The following is a 19,151-nucleotide window of genomic DNA, read 5'->3' on the forward strand; positions in this document are numbered from 1 at the left end:
GCTTATCAGCTGCCATGTTCACGCCACCAGGCGAACGCGTCGGGCAGCGCCAGAGGTGTCCAGGCCGGCGTCGTCAGGCCGCCGGCCTCGTGCTCGGTCACCCACCGGTAGTCGTTGATCTCTTCGCCGTCGGGGGTCGGGGTGCCGGCGGCGAGGGTGCAGGCGTACATGGCGATGACGTACGCCACCTCGTGGCCGTTGGGGTAGACCGTGCGGTACTCGGGGCCGCCGTAGACGCCGACCAGCCCGCGCACCTCGACCTCGATGGCCAGCTCTTCGCGCAGCTCCCTGACCACCGCGTCCTGCGGGCGCTCGCCGGGGTCGACGCCGCCGCCGGGGGTGGCCCACAGGCCGTCGTCGCCGTGCCGGGCCATCAGCACCCGCCCGGCGCGGTCGAAGACGCACCCGTTGACCGACGGCAGCATGAGCAGGTCGTTGCCGATCTTGGCGCGCAGCCGGGCCAGGAACGGCGACATGGCCACGTCAGGACCTCAGCGTGCCGTCGGGACCGGCCACGAGCAGGGCCTTGACGCCCAGCTCGGCCGCGACCGCCTCGTCGGCCGGGTCCGGCTCGCCCGCCGTCACCAGCGCGACCGCCTCCAGCGAGCGCGCGCCACCGGAGACCGCCATGGCCACCGCGACCTGCACGGCCGACAGCCTCAGCGACGACAACGCGACGCCGGTCGCCGAGTACGTGCGGCCGGTCTCGTCGCGCACGGCGGCGCCCTCGGCGGCCTCGTTGCGCGCCCTGACCGCCCGCGCCAGGGTGATGATCTTGCTGTCTTCAGGATCGAGAGTCACGGGAACCAGGTTAGGCCGTGGACATCGACAGCAGGGCGGCGACCAGCTTCCTCGTCCGGTCCCGGTCGACGTCGCTCATGCCCGCGTGCACGACGGACACCAGCGTGTCGCCGTCCCGCGAAAGCACGACGTCGAGGGCGTACGGGTAGCCGTTCAGCCGTCCGCGCAGCCGTGCCGCGGCGGTCTCGTCCCCGGAGCGGGCGGCGTCGCCGACGTCCAGCCTGCGGGCCCGCAGGGCGGTGCCGCCCGACGTCCGGATCTCCCTGCACGACTCCAGGGCCTCGCTGAGGTCGTCGAAGCGCGCCTCGGCCTCCTCGCCGGCGTACCTGGCCAGGCCGACGGCCGCCCGCTCCCCCAGGCCGTCTCCCTGGTAGCTGACCGCCGCCTGGCCGGTGAGCCCCTCCCCGGGCGCGTGCCCGGCCGCCACGTCGAGCGCGGCCCGGCACGCCTGGTCCACCCGGCCGAACGGCACCCGCCAGGCCTGCTCGGGCCGTTGCGCGAAGCCGTCCGGCAGGCTCGGCCGCCTGTTGAGCACCTCACGGAGCTGGGCCATGGCCTGGGCGTCGACGACGGCCGCCACCTTCCCGTCCGCCCCGCCGCCGCTGCCCGCGCAGCCCGTCAGGGTCGCGGCCAGCAGCCCGTACACGATGATCCGCGCTTTCATGATTCCCCCTGGACCGCAGCCTCCCCCGGCGACGAATGCGGCAATCTCCGCAGAGGTTCCACCAAACGCAAAAAGGGTGCCCTCGCCCGGTTTCCAGACGAGAACACCCTTTACGCCGATCGACGTCCTGGCCGGCTAGCTGGCCGGAACGCCGTCGTCCCCCCAGGAGCGCCCTCCGGCCGCGAACCCCACCCGGCGTTCGGACGCTTCCTCGTGACACCCACCGCACCGGGTGTCAGGTATGAGACTGCCCGACCCCGCTTGCAGACGACTTGTAGAACGCTTGCGACATCTCCCCGCAAAGTGGTCAGTCACGTTCGGCGGCGGCCTGGACGTCGTCCTCCTCGGACGGCGCGACCCGGCGGACGACGACCGTGCTGATGCGGTTGCGCCGCCCGGCCAGGCTCTCGGCCGTCAGCTCCAGCCCGGCCACCTCCGCCTGCGACCCGGCGATCGGCACCCGGCCGAGCGCGTGGGCCAGCAGGCCGCCGACGGTCTCGACGTCGTCGACCTCAATCTCGGTGTCGAACAGCTCGCCCAGCTCGTCGACCGGCATGCGGGCGGTCACCCGCAGCGCGCCCTCGGACATGGTCTCCACGCGCGGGGCCTCCTGGTCGTACTCGTCGGTGATCTCGCCGACGATCTCCTCCAGGACGTCTTCGATGGTGACCAGGCCGGCGGTGCCGCCGTACTCGTCGATGACGATCGCGATGTGGATCTGCCGGGCCTGCATCTCGCGCATGAGCTGGTCGATGGGCTTGCTCTCCGGCACGTACGCGGCCCGCCGCATGATCGACTCGACCGTCTCCTTGCCGCCGCCCTCGCCCGACTCGTGGATCTTGCGGGCGATGTCCTTGAGGTAGGCGATGCCGATGACGTCGTCCTCGTTCTCGCCCACGACCGGGATGCGGGAGAAGCCGCTGCGCAGCGCGAGCGACAGCGCCTGGCTGATCGTCTTGCCGCGCTCGATGTAGACCATGTCGGTGCGGGGCACCATGACCTCGCGGACCAGCGTGTCGCCCAGCTCGAAGACCGAGTGGATCATCTCGCGCTCGTCCGGCTCGATCACCCGGCGCTCCTCGGCCAGGTCGACCAGGTCGCGCAGCTCGGCCTCGGAGGTGAACGGGCCGTCGCGGAAGCCCTTGCCGGGGGTCAGGGCATTGCCGAGCAGGATGAGCAGCTTGGGCAGCGGGCCGAAGATGCGGGTCAGGCCGTAGACGATCGGCGCCCCGGCCAGCGCGACCGGCTCGGCGTGCTGGCGCCCCAGCGTCCGCGGCATGACCCCGACGACGACGTAGCTGACCACGATCATGACGGCCGCGGCGGCCACGTAGGCCCAGCCCTGGTCGTGCATGAGGTCGATGAACAGCAGCGTGGCGATGACCGTCGCCACCAGCTCGCAGCTCAGGCGCAGCAGCAGGAGCAGGTTGAGGTAGCGGGGCGGGTCGGTGACGATGGCCTGGAGCCGGTCAGCCCCGCGCCGGCCCTCGCGCACGAACTCCTCCGCGCGCACCCTGGAGATGCGCGTCAGTGCCGTTTCCGCACTGGCGATCAGGCCACCGATGATCACAAGGGAGATGGCCCACAGCAACCAGGCGTTCACCGCGAGTCGCGCACCTCCTGCCAGGACTCGAGCATCTGGGCCTGCAGCCCGAACATCTCCTTGTGCTCCTCGGGCTCGGCGTGGTCGTAGCCGAGCAGGTGCAGGATGCCGTGGGTGCACAGCAGCTCAAGCTCGGCCTGGGCGCTGTGCCCGGCCTCCTTGGCCTGCCTGGCCGCGACCTGCGGGCAGAGCACGACGTCGCCGAGCAGCGCCGGGTCGGCCGGGCTCTCGCCGTCGCCGCGCGCGCCGCCGCCGGGACGCAGCTCGTCCATCGGGAAGGCCAGCACGTCGGTCGGGCCGGGCTCGCCCATCCACTTCTCGTGCAGCTCGGACATGGCGTCTTCGTCGACCACCACGATGGACAGCTCGGCGAGCGGGTTGATGCCCATCTCGCCGAGCACGTGGGTGGCCAGCGCGACGAGGTTCTCCTCGTCGACGCCGACGCCGGACTCGTTGTTGATCTCGATGCTCACGGGCGTCGTTTCCCCCGGTGGATGGCCTTCGGCTCCTGGGCGGCCTGGGTGGCGTCGTAGCGCCCGTAGGCGTCGACGATGTCGCTCACCAGCTTGTGGCGCACCACGTCGGCGCTGGACAGGCGGGCGAAGTGGATGTCGGGGATGCCCTCCAGGATGTCCTGGACGACCCGCAGCCCGCTCACCGTGCCCGAGGGCAGGTCGACCTGGGTCACGTCGCCGGTCACCACGATCTTGGAGTTGAACCCCAGCCGGGTCAGGAACATCTTCATCTGCTCGGCCGAGGAGTTCTGGGCCTCGTCGAGGATGATGAAGGCGTCGTTGAGGGTACGGCCGCGCATGTACGCCAGCGGCGCGACCTCGATCGTGCCCGCGGCCATCAGCTTCGGGATCGAGTCGGGGTCGACCATGTCGTGCAGCGCGTCGTAGAGCGGCCGCAGGTAGGGGTCGATCTTCTCGTAGAGGGTGCCGGGCAGGAAGCCCAGCCGCTCGCCCGCCTCGACCGCCGGCCTGGTCAGGATGATGCGGTTGACCCGCTTCTCCTGCAGCGCGCGCACGGCCTTGGCCATCGCCAGGTACGTCTTGCCGGTGCCCGCGGGCCCGATGCCGAACACGATCGTGTGCTGGTCGATCGCGTCGACGTACCGCTTCTGGTTGACGGTCTTCGGCCTGATCGTGCGGCCGCGGGAGGACAGGATGTCGAGCGAGAGCACCTCGGCCGGACGGTCGGAGGTCATGCGCAGCATGGCGATGCTCCGCTCGACCGCGTCGGGCGTGAGCTCGCCCCCGCTGCGCAGCACCTCGACCAGCTCCTCGAACAGGCGCACGACCGCGCCGCTCTCGTCGGGGCTGCCGGTGACGGTGATCTCGTTGCCCCGCACGTGGATGTCGGCCCTGAAGGCGCCCTCGATGACGCGAAGCAGCTCGTCACGGGAGCCGAGGAGGCTGACCATCGGGTATTCGTCCGGAATCAGCACCTTGGCTTGAGTGCGCGAGGGAGGTGCCGTGCGTCGGGATTCATGTAGTTCGGACATGGGCAGGCCAGCGGCCTGATGCCTCCCGGTCTGTTCGGTGTTCTTCTCCGCCCATCGTATCCGGCACCAGGCTGATTGCTCGCGTCAATATCAGCCGGGCGGCCACGTGAGGTCACGCCCTCCGAGAACATGGGCGTGCACGTGGAAGACGGTCTGGCCGGCGCCGGGGCCGGTGTTGAAGACGATCCGGTAGCCCCCCTCGGCCACGCCGTCCTGGACGGCGACGGCGTGCGCGGCCTTGAGCACGTCGTCGGCGAGCCCGTCGTCGGCGGCGGCCATGGACGCCGCGTCGGAGTGGTGCGCGCGCGGGATGACCAGCACGTGCGTCGGGGCCTGCGGATTGATGTCGCGGAACGCCAGCGCCCTGGCGTTCTCGTAGACGACGTCGGCCGGAATTTCCTTGGCCACGATTTTGCAGAAGAGGCAGTCGCTCACGGCAGTACCCTATCGAGAGCGACCGTTCGGCAGTCCGTTGCGAATCGGTAATCCGTGGTGTCGTGCGCCCGAAGATCCGCGCGGTTAGGGTGAGTGTGCGACACTTCAGAGCAAAAAAGATGATTCAGGGTCGGGCGAGCGCCACCTGGCGAGGAACACGACTGGGTAATGCACCCTAAGGAACCGGGGAAACCTTCAGAACCGGAAGAGAGTAAACCCTCTGGGAAGGCCGCGCGTCCCACTGATGTGACCACCGAAACCCTTCTGGCCGACAGGTCGATGGGGGCGGTGCCGGTCGGGTGGGATGCCGACATGGCCGTGACCGCGCTCTACAGCGCGCACTTCCGGTCATTGGTGCGTCTCGCGGTGTTGCTGGTGCGTGACATGGCAACCGCCGAGGAAGTCGTGCAGGACGCGTTCGTCGCCATTCACGGCGCCTGGCGCAGACTGCGCGATCCCGACAAAGCACTCGCTTACCTGCGTCAGTCTGTCGTCAACCGGTCCCGTTCCGTGCTGCGTCACCGCGCGGTCGTCGAGAAGTACGCACCCAAGGGCCTGCCGGACGCCCCGAGCGCCGAGAACGGCGCGATCGGCGAGCTGGAACGCTCCGCCGTCATCGAGGCGTTACGCGCCCTGCCGACCCGACAGAGAGAAGCACTGGTTCTGCGTTATTACGGAGATCTGTCCGAAGCTGAGATCGCCCACGCCATGGGCATCAGCAAGGGCGCGGTCAAGAGCCACACCGCCCGTGGAATGGCCGCGTTGCGGTCCGTCCTGGAGAAGATGTCATGACTCAGCCCCCCGACGAGTACGGCGACGTCCTGCGCCGTGCGCTCCGCGCGGAGGCGGACGCGGTCGTGCCCTCGCCGGAAGGACTGCAGATCATCCGCGCCCGCATCGAGCGGCGCGGCGTCCGTAACCTGTTCTGGTGGCGTGCGGGCGCGGCGGCGGTCAGCGCCGTGCTGGTGGCGGGGACGATCGTGATGGTCGTTCCCGGGCTGCGCTCCCAGATCTTCGAGACGCCCGTCAAGGTGGTGGACAACTCGACCACCACCCCCGGCAACTCCTCGACCAGGCTGTCCACGCCGCCCAGGCGCGACAGTCACAGCGCCGAGCCGCCGCCCGTGGTGGTCGTGCCGCCGAGCCACAGCGAGACCCACCGGCCCTCGGAGACGGCCAGGTCGACCAGGCAGCCCACGCCGTCGCCGACGCCGTCCTCGACGCCCTGCCCGAGCGGTGAGCCCGCCGGCGACCAGGAGTGCCCCGAGATCACGCCGACCCCCACGCCGACCCCGCCGGAGACGACCGACTCGCCGACGTCGTGCCCCTCCGACGAGTGCCCGCCGGACGACCTGCCCACCGGCCCGAGCGACCTGAGCAGCCCGCTGGTGGACGTGCCGCACACGACACCCTGAGCCGGAATCACCAGCGCCCGGTACGCGCGAGCAGCACGGCCGCCGCCGCCACCCCCGCCGTGGAGGTGCGCAGCACGGTGGGCCCGAGCAGCACGGGCACCGCCTTGGCCGCGGCGAACCTGCGCAGCTCCTCCTCCGAGACCCCGCCCTCCGGCCCCACGACGACGACGATGTCGCCGCCGGGCGGCAGCGCCACCTTCGACAGCGGCTCGGCGGCCTCCTCGTGCAGCACGAGCCCCAGCGCCGCGTCGGCCAGCAGCCCCTCGACCTGGGCGGTGGAGGCGAGCTCGGCCACCTGCGGCAGGTGGAACCGGCGTGCCTGCTTGCCGGCCTCGCGGGCCGTGGCACGCCACCGGCCCAGCGCCTTGGCGATCCTGTCGCCCTTCCACTGCGTGATGCTGCGCGAGGCGGCCCAGGGCACGATCACGTCGACCCCCACCTCGGTCATCATCTCGACGGCCAGCTCGCCCCTGTCGCCCTTGGGCAGCCCCTGGACGACCACCAGCCGCCGCGCGGGCGGCTCGACGGTGTAGCGGGCCAGCACGTCGAGCGCGAGCGCGTCCTTGAACACCTCGCGCACCACGCACTCGGCGACGTCGCCCGCGCCGTTGGTCAGGTCGACCCGCTCGCCTGCGCGCAGGCGCCGCACGGAGGCCGCGTGCCGCCCCTCAGGGCCGTCGAGCGTGAGCTCGGCGCCGTTGAGGTCCTCGGCGAGGAACACGGGGACGGTCACGGGTGATCGTCACCTGCCGTTGAAGGCGTCACGCAGGCGGGAGAAAAAACCCTGCTGCCCCGGGGCGAACTTTCCCGGCGGCCGCTCCTCGCCGCGCAGCCTGGACAGCTCGCGCAGCAGGTCCTCCTGCGTCTGGTCGAGCCGCATCGGGGTCTCGACGTTGACGTGGATGAGCAGGTCGCCCCTGCCGGACTCGTTGAGCCGCTGCACGCCGCGCCCGTACATGGTGATGACCTGGCCGGACTGGGTGCCGGGGCGCACGTCGATCTCCTCGGAGCCGTCGAGCGTCTCGACGGCGAGGATGGTGCCGAGCGCGGCGGCCGTCATCGGGATCTGGACCGTGCAGTGGAGGTCGTCGCCGCGCCGCTCGAAGATCTCGTGCGCGCGTTCGACGATCTCCAGGAACAGGTCTCCGGGCGGGCCGCCGCCGGGGCCGACCTCGCCCTCGCCGGCGAGCTGGATGTGGGTGCCGTCCTCGACGCCCGCGGGGATGCGGACCTTGATCGTACGGCGGGTGCGCACCCGGCCGTCGCCCGAGCACTCCTGGCAGGGGTGGCGGATGATGCTGCCGAAGCCGCCGCACTGGGGGCACGGCCGCGAGGTCATGACCTGGCCCAGGAACGAGCGGGTGACCTGGGAGATCTCGCCGCGCCCGTTGCACATGTCACAGGCGTCGGGGTGGGTGCCGGGGGCCGCGCCGGCGCCGTGGCACACCTCGCACAGCACGGCGGTGTCCACGACCAGCTCGCGGGTGGTGCCGAACGCCGTCTCGCGCAGGTCGAGCTCGACCCGGATGGTGGCGTTGCGGCCCCTCCTGGCGCGCGAGCGCGGCCCGCGGGTGCCACCCGCGGTGCCGAAGAAGGCGTCCATGATGTCGCTGAAGGGGAAGCCCGCGCCGAAGCCGCCGGCGCCCGCGCCCGCACCCGCGCCGCCGCCGAAGGGGTCGCCGCCCAGGTCGTACATCTGGCGCTTGTTCGGATCGGACAGCACCTCGTAGGCCTGCGTGATCTCCTTGAACCGCTCCTGGGTCTCGGGATCGGGGTTCACGTCGGGGTGCAGCTCGCGGGCGAGGCGGCGGTAGGCCTTCTTGATCTCGTCCTGACTGGCGTCACGGCGCACCCCGAGGGTGGCGTAGTAGTCGCTGTTTGCCACTTATCGACCTCTTAAGATGCAGCCAGGATCTGGCTGACGTAGCGTGCCACCGCGCGTACGGCGCCCATCGTCACGGGGTAGTCCATCCTCGTGGGACCCAGCACGCCGAGCCGGGCCAGTTGGTTGTCGCCAGAACCGTATCCGGTTGCGACGATGGACGTGCCGCGAAGGTAGGGGTTTTCCGAGCCGATGCGCACGGTGAGCGCGGACGGGGTGTCTGTGGATGTCTCGCCGAGCAACCGCATGAGCACGACCTGCTCCTCCAGCGCCTCCAGCACGTCGCGCAGGCCGGTGGCGAAGTCGGCGCCCGCGAGATTGGCCGCGCCGGCGAACACGATCTTCTCGTCATGGCGTTCGACGAGGGTTTCGAGCAGCACGGACAGGATCGTGGCCACGGCGGGCCGGTCCTCGGCGGGCAGCCGCTCGGGCAGGTCGGCGACCAGCTCGGGGACGTTGCTCAGCCCGCAGCCGTCGAGGCAGGAGTTGAGCACCGCGCGCAGATGGGCGATGCGGTCGTCCTCCACCACCTCGGGCAGCTCGATCACGCGCTGCTCGACGCGCCCGGTGTTGGTGATCAGCACGAGCATGACCCGCCGCTCGTTGAGCGGGACCAACTCGACGTGCCTGACCGTGGAACGGGTCAGCGTCGGGTACTGCACGACCGCGACCTGCCTGGTGAGCTGCGCGAGCAGCCGCACGGTGCGGAAGACCACGTCGTCGAGGTCGACCGCGCCGGCGAGGAAGGTCTCGATCGCCCGCCGCTCGGCCCCCGACAGGGGCTTGACCTGCGAGAGCCGGTCGACGAACAGGCGGTAGCCCTTGTCCGTCGGCACGCGGCCCGCGCTGGTGTGCGGCTGGGTGATGTACCCGTCCTCCTCCAGAGCGGCCATGTCGTTCCTGACCGTTGCCGGGGAGACCTTGAGGTTGTGGCGCTCCGCCAGCGCCTTGGAGCCCACCGGTTCGTTGGTGGACACGTAGTCTTCGACAATGGCGCGGAGCACCGCCAGCTTCCGTTCGTCGAGCACGTGCTCACCTCCTGCCTCTGCCTAACAGGGAAACGACAGGTCTAGCACTCCGTGTTCCCGAGTGCCAAGTGTACGGCTCTCGCCCACAAGGTGCGATAACACCAGGTCCCATCCTGTTGCTAGCGACTTACAAGCGACAGGCCTCACACTTGCCGCATGACCGACAATTCCCAGCCCCCGCAGTACGGACCGCCCCAGGGGCAGGGTCCCTACTACGGTCAGCCGAACCAGTACGCCCAGCCTCCGTACCAGCCCCAGCAGCACGGCCAGCCGCCCTACCAGCAGCAACAGCCGCCCGCACAGTACGGCCCCCCGCCCCAGTACGGCCAGCAGAACCAGTACGCCCAGCCCGACCAGTACGCCCACCCCGACCAGTACGGCCCCCACAACCAGTACGGCGGCCAGCCGCAGTTCCCGGCCAGGATCGACGGCAAGGCGATCAAGCCGCGCCTGTGGTGGATCGCCGTCGTGTGGGCCGTGGCCGTCGTGCTCGGCGTCGTGGGCGTGGTCGTGTTCGCCGGCGGCGTGCTGAGCAGCGTCTCGGACATGGCCCCGACGACCACGTTCGCGTCGGGCGAAAGCGTGAAGGTCGCGATCGACCCCGCCAAGCGCCCGGCCGTCTACATCGCCACCGACACGCGGGTCAACTACCAGTGCGAGATCTCCGGCGGCCCGGCCCAGGCCAGGCTGGTCAAGGTCTCCGGCACCCAGACGCTCAGCGCCGGCGGCACCACCTGGCAGGAGATCCTCGCCGTCAACGCCCCAGCCAAGGGCGACTACCAGCTGACCTGCGCCACACAGGAGGAGTCGTCGGCCCGCTTCGGCGTGGGCCGTGACGTGCTCTCCGCGGCGGGCGGCCTGTTCGGCGGGGTGGCGGCGCTGTTCCTGTTCCCCGGCGCCGGCCTGCTCATCGGCATCATCGGCACCATCGTCGTCCTCGTACGGCGTAGCGGCGCGCGTAAGCGCCTTGCGGTCAGCGGGTGATTTGCTACGGTCCCCGTGTGTACGAGGGCGATGTGCTGGCAGGCAATTGGCGGCGGCCGGGCAAGGGCAAGATCCCGAAGGTGCCCGCCGAACTCGACCTGGTCGTGGAGGACGCCGACAGCGGCTTCTGCGGCGCCGTGGTGGCCTGCGACAAGGAGGCCGTCACCCTTGAGGACCGGTTCGGCAAACGCCGCCTGTTCCCGCTGGCGCCGGCCGCGTTCCTGCTGGAGGGCAGGCCCGTGACGCTGGTGCGCCCGGCGGCCGCGGCTCCGGCGGGGCCCAGGCGCAGCGCGTCCGGGTCCATCGCCGTGGAGGGGTTGCGGGCCCGGGTCGCCAAGGAGAGCCGGATCTACGTCGAGGGCGTGCACGACGCCGCGCTCGTGGAGAAGATCTGGGGCCACGACCTGCGGGTCGAGGGGGTCGTGGTCGAGTACCTGGAGGGCGTCGACGACCTGCCCGCCATCGTGGCCGAGTTCGACCCCGAGCCGGGCCGCAGGCTGGGCGTGCTGGTCGACCATCTGGTGCCGGGGTCGAAGGAGAGCCGGATCGCGGCCCGGATCACCTCGCCGCACGTGCTAGTCGTGGGTCATCCGTACATCGACATCTGGCAGGCGGTCAAACCGTCCGTGCTGCGCATCCCGGGCTGGCCCGACGTGCCGCGCGGGGTGCCGTGGAAGGAGGGCGTGCTCGCCGCACTGGGCTGGCGCATGGAGCCCGCGGACGCCTGGCGGCGCATTCTGGGCGCCGTCTCGTCCTACGCCGACCTGGAGCCGGAACTGCTCGGCCGGGTCGAGGAACTGATCGACTTCGTTACGGAGGCATCATGAGCCAGGCCCCGCCACCCCCCGACGACTCCACCCCCGACGTACCGCCTTCTGACGTCCCGCCTTACGACGTGCCGCCTCACGACGTGCCCCGCGACCAGGGCTCGGGCCCTCAGCTCGGCTACGGGCAGCAGCCGGGCTCCCAGCCCGACTACGGGCGGCAGCCGCCGAGCCGGCCCGGTCCGCAATCCGGCCCCATGCCCACGCCGCCCCGCTACGTGCCCCCGCCGCCCGGCTACGGCCAGCCCCCCGGCCACGGTCAGGCCCCGGGCTACGGGCAGCAGCCGGGTTACGGCTACCCCGCCGGGCCGTACGTGCCCGGCCGGTTCGGCCCGCGCCGCGGCAGCGACGACACCACGATGGCCATGCTCGCCCACCTGCTGGGCCTGCTGGTCTCGTGGATCGGCCCGCTGGTCATCTACCTGATGAAGAAGGACGAGTCCCCCTATGTCAGGGATCAGGCGGCCGAGGCGCTGAACTTCCAGATCACGATGTTCATCGGCTACGCGGTGGCGATCGTGCTGTCGTTCGTGCTGGTCGGCCTGCTGCTGTTCCCGATCATATGGATCGTGTCGTTGATCTTCCACGTCCAGGCGGCCATCGCCACCAACCGGGGCGAGAACTACCGCTACCCGTTCGCCATCCGCCTGATCACATGAGCTCGGTGATCAGGGCGTCGGCCAGCAGCCGCCCCTTGAGGGTGAGCACCATCCGGCCCGCCCTGAACGGCTCGGGCTCCAGCAGCCCGCGCGCCAGCGCGCTCGCCACGGAGGTGCGCGCGCCGGGGGCGACCTCGGCGAGCGGGTAGCCGGAGATCAGCCGCAGCTCCAGCATCAGCCGCTCGGCGGCCCGGTCGTCGTCGCTGAGCACCTCGCGCGCGTGCGCGGGCGAGGTGTCCGCCGCCAGGCGCTGGGCGTAGGCGGCCGGGTGCTTGACGTTCCACCAGCGGGTGCCGCCGACGTGGCTGTGGGCGCCGGGGCCGGCGGCCCACCAGTCGCCGCCGGTCCAGTAGAGCAGGTTGTGCCGGCAGCGGGCCTGCTCGGAGGTGGCCCAGTTGGACACCTCGTACCAGGCGAAACCGGCCTCGGCCAGCATCTCCTCGGCGATCAGGTAGCGGTCGGCGGCGACGTCGTCGTCGGGCATCGGCAGCTCGCCGCGCCGGATCCGGGCCGCGAGCCTGGTGCCCTCCTCCACGATCAGCGAGTACGCCGACACGTGGTCGGGCCCGGCCTCGATCGCGGCGGCCAGCGAGGCCCGCCAGTCGTCGTCGGACTCCCCCGGCGTGCTGTAGATCAGGTCGAGGTTGACGTGCTCGAACCCGGCCGCCCGCGCCTCCTGGACGGCCCGCGCCGGGCGGCCCGGCGTGTGCTTGCGGTCGAGCACCTGGAGCACGTGCTCACGCGCGCTCTGCATGCCGAAGCTGACCCGGTTGAAGCCGCCCTGACGGAGTTTGTCGAGGTAGGCGGGGTCGACGGACTCGGGGTTGGCCTCGGTGGTGACCTCCGCGCCCGGCCGCAGCCCGAACTCGGCGTCGATCGCGGCCAGGACGCGCGCCAGGTCCTCGGGCGGCAGCAGCGTGGGCGTGCCGCCGCCGAAGAACACCGTCTCCACGGGCAGGTCGGCGTCGCCGAGCACGCGCCGGGCGAGGCGCACCTCCGCCACGACCGTGTCGGCGTAGTCGCGGTGGGAGGCGCCGGGCCCTAGCTCGGCGGCGGTGTAGGTGTTGAAATCGCAGTAGCCGCAGCGGGTGACGCAGAAGGGCACGTGCACGTAGAAGCCGAACGGGCGCTCGCCGAGCCCGCGCAGCGCGCTGTCGGGCAGCTCGCCGGAGGCGGGCGCCGGATCGCCGTCGGGCAGGGTGGATGGCACGTCATCCAGTGTGCCCGCTCACGGGGGTGCTCCGAGCCATCGAAGGAGGCGGCACATGACGGGCGTCGGAATCGTGGGCGCGGGGATCTCCGGGCTGACGCTGGCTCTGCGGCTCCAGCAGCTCGGCGTCGCGACCACGCTCTACAGCGAGGGCGACGCGGCCGACCTGGGCCGCGGGCGGCTGCCGAACACGGTCGGCAGGATGGGCCGCGCGCAGGACCGCGAGCGGGCGCTGGGCAGCCTGCACTTCCTCGACCCCGGCTGCCTGCTGGTCAGCGGCAGCCTCTCGATCAAGGGCGATCCGCCGCTGGAGTTCACCGGCCGCGTGACCGAGCCGTTCCACGGGGTCGACTTCCGGGTGCTGCTGCCGGCGCTCATGGACGACTACACGAGCAGAGGCGGCCGCCTGGTCGTCGATCCCCTCCCGCCGGACGCGGGCCAGGTCGCCCGCTGGTCGCGCGACCACGAGCTGATGGTGGTGGCCGCCGGGCGGCGCTCGGTGCGCGAGCTGTTCCCGCGCGTTCCGGCCTGGTCGCCGTACGAGGCGCCGCAGCGGATCCTGGCCGCCGGGCTGTTCCACGGGTTCGATCCCGGGCCGGCCTTCGGCTTCAACATCTCGCCCGGCTGCGGCGAGATCCTGTGCATGGCGATGATGACGCGGTCGGGCGTGCATGGCGGCGTCCTGGTCGAGGCGATCCCCGGCGGGCCGCTCGACGTGCTGGCCCGGGTGCCCGCCGACGAGTTCTGCAGGACGCTGCTCGCCCTGCTGCCCGAGCACGCGCCGCGCCTTGCCGAGCTGATCGATCCGGCCGCGTTCGAGCTGCTCGGGCCGGAGGACCTGCTGCAGGGCGCGATCACGCCGGTCGTGCGCGAGGCGGTGGCCGAGCTGCCCGGCGGCGGCGTGGCGCTGGCGATCGGCGACGCCTGGGTCACCAACGACCCGATCACCGGGCAGGGCGCGAACCTGGGCTCGGCCTGCGCCTGGATCGCGGCCGAGGCCATCGCGGCGGGCGGCCCGTACGACACGGCGTTCGCGCGGGAGACGGCCCGGCGCATGTGGGTGGCGGCCGAGCCGGTCGTCGCGTGGACGAACGCCTTCCTGCGGCCGCCGGCCGAGCACGTCCTCACCCTGCTCGCCGCCGCCGCGACCAGGCAGGAGGTGGCCGATCTGGTGCTGTCGCTGTTCGGCGACCCGGCGCGCGCGTGGCGGCTGTTCTCCAGCGCCGAGGAGGTGTCGCGCGTCGTTGACGGCACGGGGTGACGGTTCTACGATCGCGTCAACTTATAGGAAAGTTTCTTATAAGTTCACCCCCCCCAGGAGCGCCCGTGAAGAAGATCCTCCTCGCACTCTCGCTCTTACTCGGGCTCACGGCGGTGTCCGCGCCCGCCGAGGCCCATCCCGGATTCAAGCGGGTCGCCTACTTCATCCAGTGGGGCGTGTACGGGCGCAACTACCACGTCAAGGACGTGGACACCAGCGGCGCCGCCGCCAAGCTCACCCACCTCAACTACGCCTTCGGCTTCGTCAACGCCGAAGGCTCCTGCTACTCGGCCGACCCCTGGGCCGACTGGCAGCGCCCGGTGCCGGCCGAGCAGAGCGTGGACGGCGTCGCCGACCAGCCGGGCCAGGCGCTCAACGGCAACCTCAACCAGCTGCGCAAGCTCAAGGCCAAGCACCCCGGCCTCAAGGTGCTGATCTCGCTCGGCGGCTGGACCGGCTCCAAGTACTTCTCCGACGCCGTGCTCACCGCCGAGTCACGGTCCGCGCTGGCCCGGTCGTGCGTCGACCTGTGGCTGCGCGGCAACCTGCCGGGCCTGGAGCCGGGCGCGGGCGCCGGCGTGTTCGACGGCGTCGACCTGGACTGGGAGTGGCCGGGCTCGGCGGGCAACGACGGGAACGTGATCAGGCCCGAGGACCGGCGCAACTTCACCCTCTTCGTCGAGGAACTGCGGGCCCAGCTCCGGGCGTTCTCGGCGAGCTCCCAGCTCACCGCCTTCCTCCCGGCCGCCGCCGCGAAGATCGACGCCGGGTTCGAGGTGCGCCGGGTGTTCCGGTCGCTCGACTTCGCCACCGTCCAGGGGTACGACCTGCACGGCACCTGGGAGTCGCGGACCGGGCACAACGGGAACCTGTTCAACGACCGGCGCGACCCCAACCCCGTCAGGTACAGCGTGGACCAGACCGTCCGCGACTACCTGTCGCGCGGCGCGCCCGGCCGCAAGATCGTCGTGGGCGTGCCCGCGTACGGGCAGGGCTGGACCGGCGTGACCGGCGGCGGCGACGGCCTCTGGCAGCCCGCGACCGGACCGGCCGCCGGCAAGTGGGGGCCGGGCAGCGAGGACTACAAGGACCTGGCGGCCAAGCCCGGCAAGCGTTACCGGGACGTGCGCACCGGCGCGATGTGGCTCTACGACGGCAACGAGTTCTGGTCCTACGACGACCCGGCGTCGCTGCTGGAGAAGGCGGCCTACATCCGGCTCAAGGGCCTGGGCGGCTCGATGATGTGGTCGATCGACCAGGACGACGCCCGCGCCTCCCTCACCTCGGCCCTGTACACCGTCCTGCGCTAGCCTGCGCTAGTCGGACACCCGGCCGGGCGGGCGGGCGGTTCCTAGTTGCTCGCCCGGCCCGCGCGCGCGGCCAGCTCGTCCCATTCCTGGGCGTGGCCGGGGACCGCGAGCACCCGGGCCAGCGCGTCGGCGTCGCCGTGGCGGGCGCGGAAGGCGTCCGCCACGGTCATCCCGGCCTCCGGGCGTGAGACGATCTCCACCTCGTCGCCCGCGCCCAGTTCGCCCAGCTCGACCACGGCCAGGTAGGCGCCCGGCCGCGCGGCGCGCGTGAAGCGCTTGAGCCAGCCCGGCTCGTCCATCCAGTTGCGGAACACCACGCAGGGGATCCGCGGGCCGGTGACCTCCAGCAGGGCGCTGCCGACGCGCCACCGCTCGCCCACGAGGGCGCCGTTGACGTCGAGGCCGGCGGTGGTCAGGTTCTCCCCGAACCGGCCGTCGCGCAGGTCGCGGCCGAGCTCGCCCTGCCACCAGTCGTAGTCCTCGCGGGCGTAGGCGTAGACGGCGTGGGTGGGGGCGCCATGGTTGGGCGTGTCGGCCCGCTCGTCGCCGGCCAGGCCGTTGCGCAGCACCTCCACCCGGTGGGGCACGGCCCGCTTGTCGATCGCCGTGCGGCCGAGCTTGCCGGCCCATTCCGCGTCGGACGACAGCCCGACGTTGACGGAGAGGATGCGCATGCCGCGACGGTAGCGGACGAACGGGCCTGCGACGCACCGGTTTTTCCGCCTTTCTCGCCCTATCAACAGAGAAGAACGGACATGTGCCCATTCGGCCTGTTCGCCGAGCCGTCACCCGCGCCTGTCGTCGGGCTCCGGCGCCACCTGGGCGAGCTGGGACTCGGTGTCGAACTCGGCCAGCTGTAACAGGGTCTCCAGGGCCGCCTGCCTGGTCTCCTCGACCGAGCCGCCACGTTCGCCGAAACACTCGGCCGCGACGTCGAGCAACACCGCCACCACCGCCGCGTCGGGATAGGGCACGTCGACCACCACCCTGCCGTCGCCGCCCACCTCGGCGGGTCTCAGGTGAAGCCGCAGCAGCCGCCGGGTCTCCTCCGCCACGGCCACCCCCAGCACAGCGGCACGCTCGAATCGCTCAGAAGCAATCACGTCACCCTCCAGTAGCACTGGTGTTCGGGAACAGCAAAGGTAGCGACCGACACCGACAGAATCGGCCCTCCCGACCCGGGAAGGCCCCGGGATCGTCACGAAAGGCCCTGGAGACCGGTCGCGCGGGCGGCCGGTGGGGTGGCTACGCTCGAACGGTGAGCGGATTGATCATCGAAGTCGCGGACCTGTCCGTCGAGCTCGGGGGCAATCCCGTGCTCCGGCGCCTCGACCTGGCCGTCGAGCCGGGTGAGGTCGTGGCGGTCGTCGGGCCCAACGGATCGGGCAAGTCCACGTTGCTGCGCTGCCTGGCCGGCCTCCAGCCAGCCACCTCAGGCGAGGTCCGCGTGTTCGGCGCCGAGCCCGCCGACGACGCGCCCTTCTGGCGCCGGGTGGCGCTGCTCGGCGACGAGCCCGCCTGGTACCCGGGGCTGACGGCGCGCGAGCACCTGGAGCTCATGGGCGCCGTGTACGCCGAGGCGCGCATGACGGTGGACTCGGCGCTGGAGGAGTTCGCGCTGACCGAGCGGGCCGACGCGCCGCCGCTCAACCTGTCCACCGGCCAGCGCCAGCGCCTCTGCCTGGCCGCCACGCTGCTCAGGCCGAGCACGCTGCTGCTGCTCGACGAGCCCGAACGCGGCCTCGACGCGGCCTTCCGCGTCCGGCTCGGGGAACTGCTGGAGGAGTACGCCGACGAGGGCGGCACCGTGGTGATGGCCACCCACGACCAGAGCCTGGCCGACGCCGCCCGCCGGGTCTCCCCCGCCGGGGTGCCCGCATGAGCGGCCACGACGTCGTCGTCCTGGAGACCGGCCTGACGGGGAAGGAGGGCGGGCGGTGAGCGCGGGCGAGGTGAGCGTGCGGTCGGTGCGGGCGTTCGTCCGGGCGCGCGGGCGCGCCCCGGCCGGGCTGGTCGATCGTTACGTCAGCCTGTTCGGGCTGTGCATGCTGCTCGCCGTCGTCGGGCAGCCGCTGTCCTCGGTGGTCTCCGGCCTGGGCGGGACGGTCGAGCCGGGGCGGATGGGGGCCGGGGTCGCCCTGGTGCTGCTGGGGTTCGCGGGCTGCCTGGCGCTGGCGCGGGCGGCCGGGCCGGTGATGGTGCCGGCGGCGGAGGCGTCCTGGTTGCTGACCTCGCCGCTGGACCGGCGGCGGCTGCTCGGGCGTTCCGGGCGGGTGCTCATGGTCGTCGCGCTGGTGGCGGGGCTGCTGTTCGGGCTCGGGCTGCTGGCGGCGCTCGGCGCGCCCGGCGCGCTGGTGTGGCGGCTGCTGGCCGCCCTGGCGGTGGCGACGGCGGCGAGCGTGGCGGGCATGGCGCTGGCGATGCTCGCCCAGTCCTCCCCGACCTGGAACCTGTGGCTGACCGGTGTGCTGGTCGCGCTCCTGGTGCTGGCCGTGGTCGCCGTCAGCGGCCAGGCCCGTACGGCGCTCGCGGCCGCCGCGAACGCGCCCCTGCCCGCGCTGGCCGCCACGGCGTCGGCCATGGCCGCGCTCGCCGCCGTGCTGGCCCGCCGGGCGTGGGGGTCGCTGGCCGCCATCCCCACCCGTCTGTTGCTGACCGCCTCCACCCGGGCCGGGCACGTCACCAGTGCCGCCGTCACCCTCGATCCCGGCGCGCTGACCTGGATCGCCGAGGACAACCACTGGCGGGCCAGGAAGCTCGCCTCGCGGCCGTGGCCGGGGCTGCCCGCGCCGCTCGCGCTGGCCTGGCAGGACTGGGTGCGGCTCGGCCGCCGGCCCTGGCGGCTGGCGGCCACGGCGGCGAGCGCGGCGCTGCCCGCCGTGTTCGCCCAGGCGGGCGCCGCTCCGGCGGCTCTCGGGCTGGTCGTGCTCGGCGGGGCGCTGGCGGTGGCGGCGTCCGGCACGTCCGGCGCGCGACGGGACGCCGACAACCCCGCCCTGGCCCGGCTGACCGGCGTGGGCCGACGTCCGGCGCTGGCGGCGCGGGCGCTGCTGCCCGGCCTGCTGGGCGGCGTGTGGGCGGCCCTGGCCCTGGCCGGCGTCATGGCGGTGGGCGGGCTTCCGTCCGGCACGTGGGTGTTCGGGCTGCTCAGCGCGCCCGCGCTCGCGGCCGGTGCGCTGCGGATGGCCAGGAGGGGGCCGGTCGACCATTCGATGCCGGTCATCGACACCCCCGGCGGCGCGGTCCCGACCGGCCCGGTGTTGTGGGCGGCGACGGGCGCCGACCTGGCGCTGCTCGGCTGCCTGCCCGCGGTGGTCGCGCTGGCCACCGGGCCGGCCGCGCCGGGCGGGTTCCTGGCGGCCCAGGCGGTGGCGGGCCTGGTGGCGCTGGCGGGCGTCCTGATGCGGCCCCGTCCGGGCGGGCGTTCCCGCCTCTGAGCGGCCAGGCCGCTCTGAGCGGTCAGGCGACGTAGCGGATGCTCCTATGGATGTCAAGCGGGATGTTCTTGATCGTTTGCTGTGATGATTCGGTAGAGTTCGCGAGCTATGTAGCGCTTCAGGCAGCGGAT

At 72.2% G+C, this 19,151-nt stretch carries 22 protein-coding genes; 9 read left to right on the forward strand and 13 right to left on the reverse strand.

Features of this window, described 5'->3' with window-relative positions:
* Window positions 1–5 precede the first annotated feature (5 nt).
* The 7 genes from AB0J46_RS39105 to AB0J46_RS39135 all read right to left on the reverse strand — a co-directional run bounded on the left by AB0J46_RS39105 (window position 6) and on the right by AB0J46_RS39135 (window position 5,010).
* A complete protein-coding gene (locus AB0J46_RS39105; RefSeq protein WP_352352474.1) occupies window positions 6–476 on the reverse strand; it encodes an NUDIX domain-containing protein in 471 nt (156 codons plus the stop codon).
* A 7-nt stretch (window positions 477–483) separates the two neighbouring features.
* Window positions 484–810: a cytidine deaminase gene (locus AB0J46_RS39110; protein WP_364339665.1), complete on the reverse strand. Its 327-nt coding sequence runs from the start codon at window positions 808–810 to the stop codon at window positions 484–486.
* A gap of 1 nt (window position 811) precedes the next feature.
* Window positions 812–1,465: a hypothetical protein gene (locus tag AB0J46_RS39115; protein ID WP_364339629.1), complete on the reverse strand. Its 654-nt coding sequence runs from the start codon at window positions 1,463–1,465 to the stop codon at window positions 812–814.
* Window positions 1,466–1,772: 307 nt separating this feature from the next.
* Window positions 1,773–3,068: a hemolysin family protein gene (locus tag AB0J46_RS39120; RefSeq protein ID WP_364339631.1), complete on the reverse strand. Its 1,296-nt coding sequence runs from the start codon at window positions 3,066–3,068 to the stop codon at window positions 1,773–1,775.
* The gene (gene ybeY, locus AB0J46_RS39125; RefSeq protein ID WP_352329052.1) at window positions 3,065–3,541 is read right to left on the reverse strand and encodes an rRNA maturation RNase YbeY; all 477 of its coding nucleotides are present in this window, start codon (window positions 3,539–3,541) and stop codon (window positions 3,065–3,067) included. The genes AB0J46_RS39120 and ybeY overlap by 4 nt, the downstream gene beginning before the upstream one ends.
* Window positions 3,538–4,575 carry a PhoH family protein gene (locus AB0J46_RS39130; RefSeq protein WP_352352470.1) on the reverse strand — a complete coding sequence of 346 codons (1,038 nt, stop codon included), beginning with the start codon at window positions 4,573–4,575 and terminating at the stop codon, window positions 3,538–3,540. The genes ybeY and AB0J46_RS39130 overlap by 4 nt, the downstream gene beginning before the upstream one ends.
* A gap of 90 nt (window positions 4,576–4,665) precedes the next feature.
* Window positions 4,666–5,010: a histidine triad nucleotide-binding protein gene (locus AB0J46_RS39135; RefSeq protein WP_364339634.1), complete on the reverse strand. Its 345-nt coding sequence runs from the start codon at window positions 5,008–5,010 to the stop codon at window positions 4,666–4,668.
* Between the two features lie 279 nt (window positions 5,011–5,289).
* Here AB0J46_RS39135 and AB0J46_RS39140 point away from each other — a divergent pair, with 279 nt between their 5' ends.
* Window positions 5,290–5,802 carry a SigE family RNA polymerase sigma factor gene (locus AB0J46_RS39140; RefSeq protein ID WP_049573205.1) on the forward strand — a complete coding sequence of 171 codons (513 nt, stop codon included), beginning with the start codon at window positions 5,290–5,292 and terminating at the stop codon, window positions 5,800–5,802.
* Window positions 5,799–6,425, forward strand: a complete 627-nt coding sequence (locus AB0J46_RS39145; protein ID WP_364339636.1) for a hypothetical protein — start codon at window positions 5,799–5,801, stop codon at window positions 6,423–6,425. The genes AB0J46_RS39140 and AB0J46_RS39145 overlap by 4 nt, the downstream gene beginning before the upstream one ends.
* Before the next feature lie 7 nt (window positions 6,426–6,432).
* Here AB0J46_RS39145 and AB0J46_RS39150 read toward each other — a convergent pair whose 3' ends face one another.
* Genes AB0J46_RS39150 through hrcA form a run of 3 tightly spaced genes read right to left on the reverse strand, consistent with a single transcriptional unit; the run spans window position 6,433 to window position 9,335 of the window.
* Window positions 6,433–7,158: a 16S rRNA (uracil(1498)-N(3))-methyltransferase gene (locus tag AB0J46_RS39150; protein WP_364339638.1), complete on the reverse strand. Its 726-nt coding sequence runs from the start codon at window positions 7,156–7,158 to the stop codon at window positions 6,433–6,435.
* Window positions 7,159–7,167: 9 nt separating this feature from the next.
* Window positions 7,168–8,310 carry a molecular chaperone DnaJ gene (gene dnaJ, locus AB0J46_RS39155; protein WP_364339640.1) on the reverse strand — a complete coding sequence of 381 codons (1,143 nt, stop codon included), beginning with the start codon at window positions 8,308–8,310 and terminating at the stop codon, window positions 7,168–7,170.
* Between the two features lie 11 nt (window positions 8,311–8,321).
* The gene (gene hrcA / locus AB0J46_RS39160) at window positions 8,322–9,335 is read right to left on the reverse strand and encodes a heat-inducible transcriptional repressor HrcA (RefSeq protein ID WP_358292027.1); all 1,014 of its coding nucleotides are present in this window, start codon (window positions 9,333–9,335) and stop codon (window positions 8,322–8,324) included.
* A gap of 156 nt (window positions 9,336–9,491) precedes the next feature.
* Between hrcA and AB0J46_RS39165 the strand changes: the two genes are divergently transcribed.
* The 3 genes from AB0J46_RS39165 to AB0J46_RS39175 are packed head-to-tail and all read left to right on the forward strand — an operon-like array spanning window position 9,492 to window position 11,802.
* Window positions 9,492–10,319 (forward strand): DUF456 domain-containing protein, encoded by an 828-nt coding sequence (locus AB0J46_RS39165; RefSeq protein WP_364339642.1) that lies wholly within the window; start codon window positions 9,492–9,494, stop codon window positions 10,317–10,319.
* Window positions 10,320–10,336: 17 nt separating this feature from the next.
* Window positions 10,337–11,146, forward strand: coding sequence for a DUF3097 domain-containing protein (locus AB0J46_RS39170; RefSeq protein WP_364339644.1), 810 nt, complete (start codon window positions 10,337–10,339; stop codon window positions 11,144–11,146).
* Complete coding sequence (locus tag AB0J46_RS39175; protein ID WP_364339646.1) at window positions 11,143–11,802, forward strand: DUF4870 domain-containing protein; 660 nt, start codon at window positions 11,143–11,145, stop codon at window positions 11,800–11,802. Before AB0J46_RS39170 ends, AB0J46_RS39175 begins: the two co-directional genes overlap by 4 nt.
* Here AB0J46_RS39175 and hemW read toward each other — a convergent pair.
* Window positions 11,795–13,012 carry a radical SAM family heme chaperone HemW gene (gene hemW / locus AB0J46_RS39180; protein WP_364339648.1) on the reverse strand — a complete coding sequence of 406 codons (1,218 nt, stop codon included), beginning with the start codon at window positions 13,010–13,012 and terminating at the stop codon, window positions 11,795–11,797. The genes AB0J46_RS39175 and hemW overlap by 8 nt on opposite strands.
* Before the next feature lie 55 nt (window positions 13,013–13,067).
* Here hemW and AB0J46_RS39185 point away from each other — a divergent pair, with 55 nt between their 5' ends.
* Entirely contained in the window at window positions 13,068–14,273 is a 1,206-nt protein-coding gene (locus tag AB0J46_RS39185; protein WP_364339650.1) for a styrene monooxygenase/indole monooxygenase family protein, read from the forward strand.
* A 65-nt stretch (window positions 14,274–14,338) separates the two neighbouring features.
* Entirely contained in the window at window positions 14,339–15,583 is a 1,245-nt protein-coding gene (locus AB0J46_RS39190; RefSeq protein ID WP_364339652.1) for a glycoside hydrolase family 18 protein, read from the forward strand.
* Between the two features lie 41 nt (window positions 15,584–15,624).
* On the opposite strand, the gene AB0J46_RS39195 is transcribed toward AB0J46_RS39190, so the two are convergent.
* Entirely contained in the window at window positions 15,625–16,257 is a 633-nt protein-coding gene (locus tag AB0J46_RS39195) for an MOSC domain-containing protein (protein ID WP_364339654.1), read from the reverse strand.
* 111 nt (window positions 16,258–16,368) lie between these two features.
* Entirely contained in the window at window positions 16,369–16,686 is a 318-nt protein-coding gene (locus tag AB0J46_RS39200; RefSeq protein WP_364339656.1) for a hypothetical protein, read from the reverse strand.
* A 155-nt stretch (window positions 16,687–16,841) separates the two neighbouring features.
* Here AB0J46_RS39200 and ccmA point away from each other — a divergent pair, with 155 nt between their 5' ends.
* Both ccmA and AB0J46_RS39210 read left to right on the forward strand, forming a co-directional pair.
* On the forward strand, window positions 16,842–17,465 hold the full coding sequence (ccmA, locus tag AB0J46_RS39205) for a heme ABC exporter ATP-binding protein CcmA (protein WP_364339658.1): 624 nt from the start codon (window positions 16,842–16,844) through the stop codon (window positions 17,463–17,465).
* Between the two features lie 55 nt (window positions 17,466–17,520).
* Window positions 17,521–19,020 carry a DUF6297 family protein gene (locus tag AB0J46_RS39210; RefSeq protein ID WP_364339660.1) on the forward strand — a complete coding sequence of 500 codons (1,500 nt, stop codon included), beginning with the start codon at window positions 17,521–17,523 and terminating at the stop codon, window positions 19,018–19,020.
* The last annotated feature ends 131 nt before the right edge of the window (window positions 19,021–19,151 follow it).

The organism is Nonomuraea sp. NPDC049758 (assembly GCF_040674635.1).
Taxonomy (GTDB): domain Bacteria; phylum Actinomycetota; class Actinomycetes; order Streptosporangiales; family Streptosporangiaceae; genus Nonomuraea.

Bases quoted from the DNA above. Each gene is read 5' to 3' on its own strand.
- AB0J46_RS39105 (WP_352352474.1), bottom strand. From the start codon at position 476: ATGTCGCCGTTCCTGGCCCGGCTGCGCGCCAAGATCGGCAACGACCTG.
- AB0J46_RS39115 (WP_364339629.1), bottom strand. From the start codon at position 1,465: ATGAAAGCGCGGATCATCGTGTACGGGCTGCTGGCCGCGACCCTGACG.
- AB0J46_RS39130 (WP_352352470.1), bottom strand. From the start codon at position 4,575: ATGTCCGAACTACATGAATCCCGACGCACGGCACCTCCCTCGCGCACT.
- AB0J46_RS39140 (WP_049573205.1), top strand. From the start codon at position 5,290: ATGGGGGCGGTGCCGGTCGGGTGGGATGCCGACATGGCCGTGACCGCG.
- AB0J46_RS39145 (WP_364339636.1), top strand. From the start codon at position 5,799: ATGACTCAGCCCCCCGACGAGTACGGCGACGTCCTGCGCCGTGCGCTC.
- AB0J46_RS39165 (WP_364339642.1), top strand. From the start codon at position 9,492: ATGACCGACAATTCCCAGCCCCCGCAGTACGGACCGCCCCAGGGGCAG.
- AB0J46_RS39175 (WP_364339646.1), top strand. From the start codon at position 11,143: ATGAGCCAGGCCCCGCCACCCCCCGACGACTCCACCCCCGACGTACCG.
- AB0J46_RS39185 (WP_364339650.1), top strand. From the start codon at position 13,068: ATGACGGGCGTCGGAATCGTGGGCGCGGGGATCTCCGGGCTGACGCTG.
- AB0J46_RS39195 (WP_364339654.1), bottom strand. From the start codon at position 16,257: ATGCGCATCCTCTCCGTCAACGTCGGGCTGTCGTCCGACGCGGAATGG.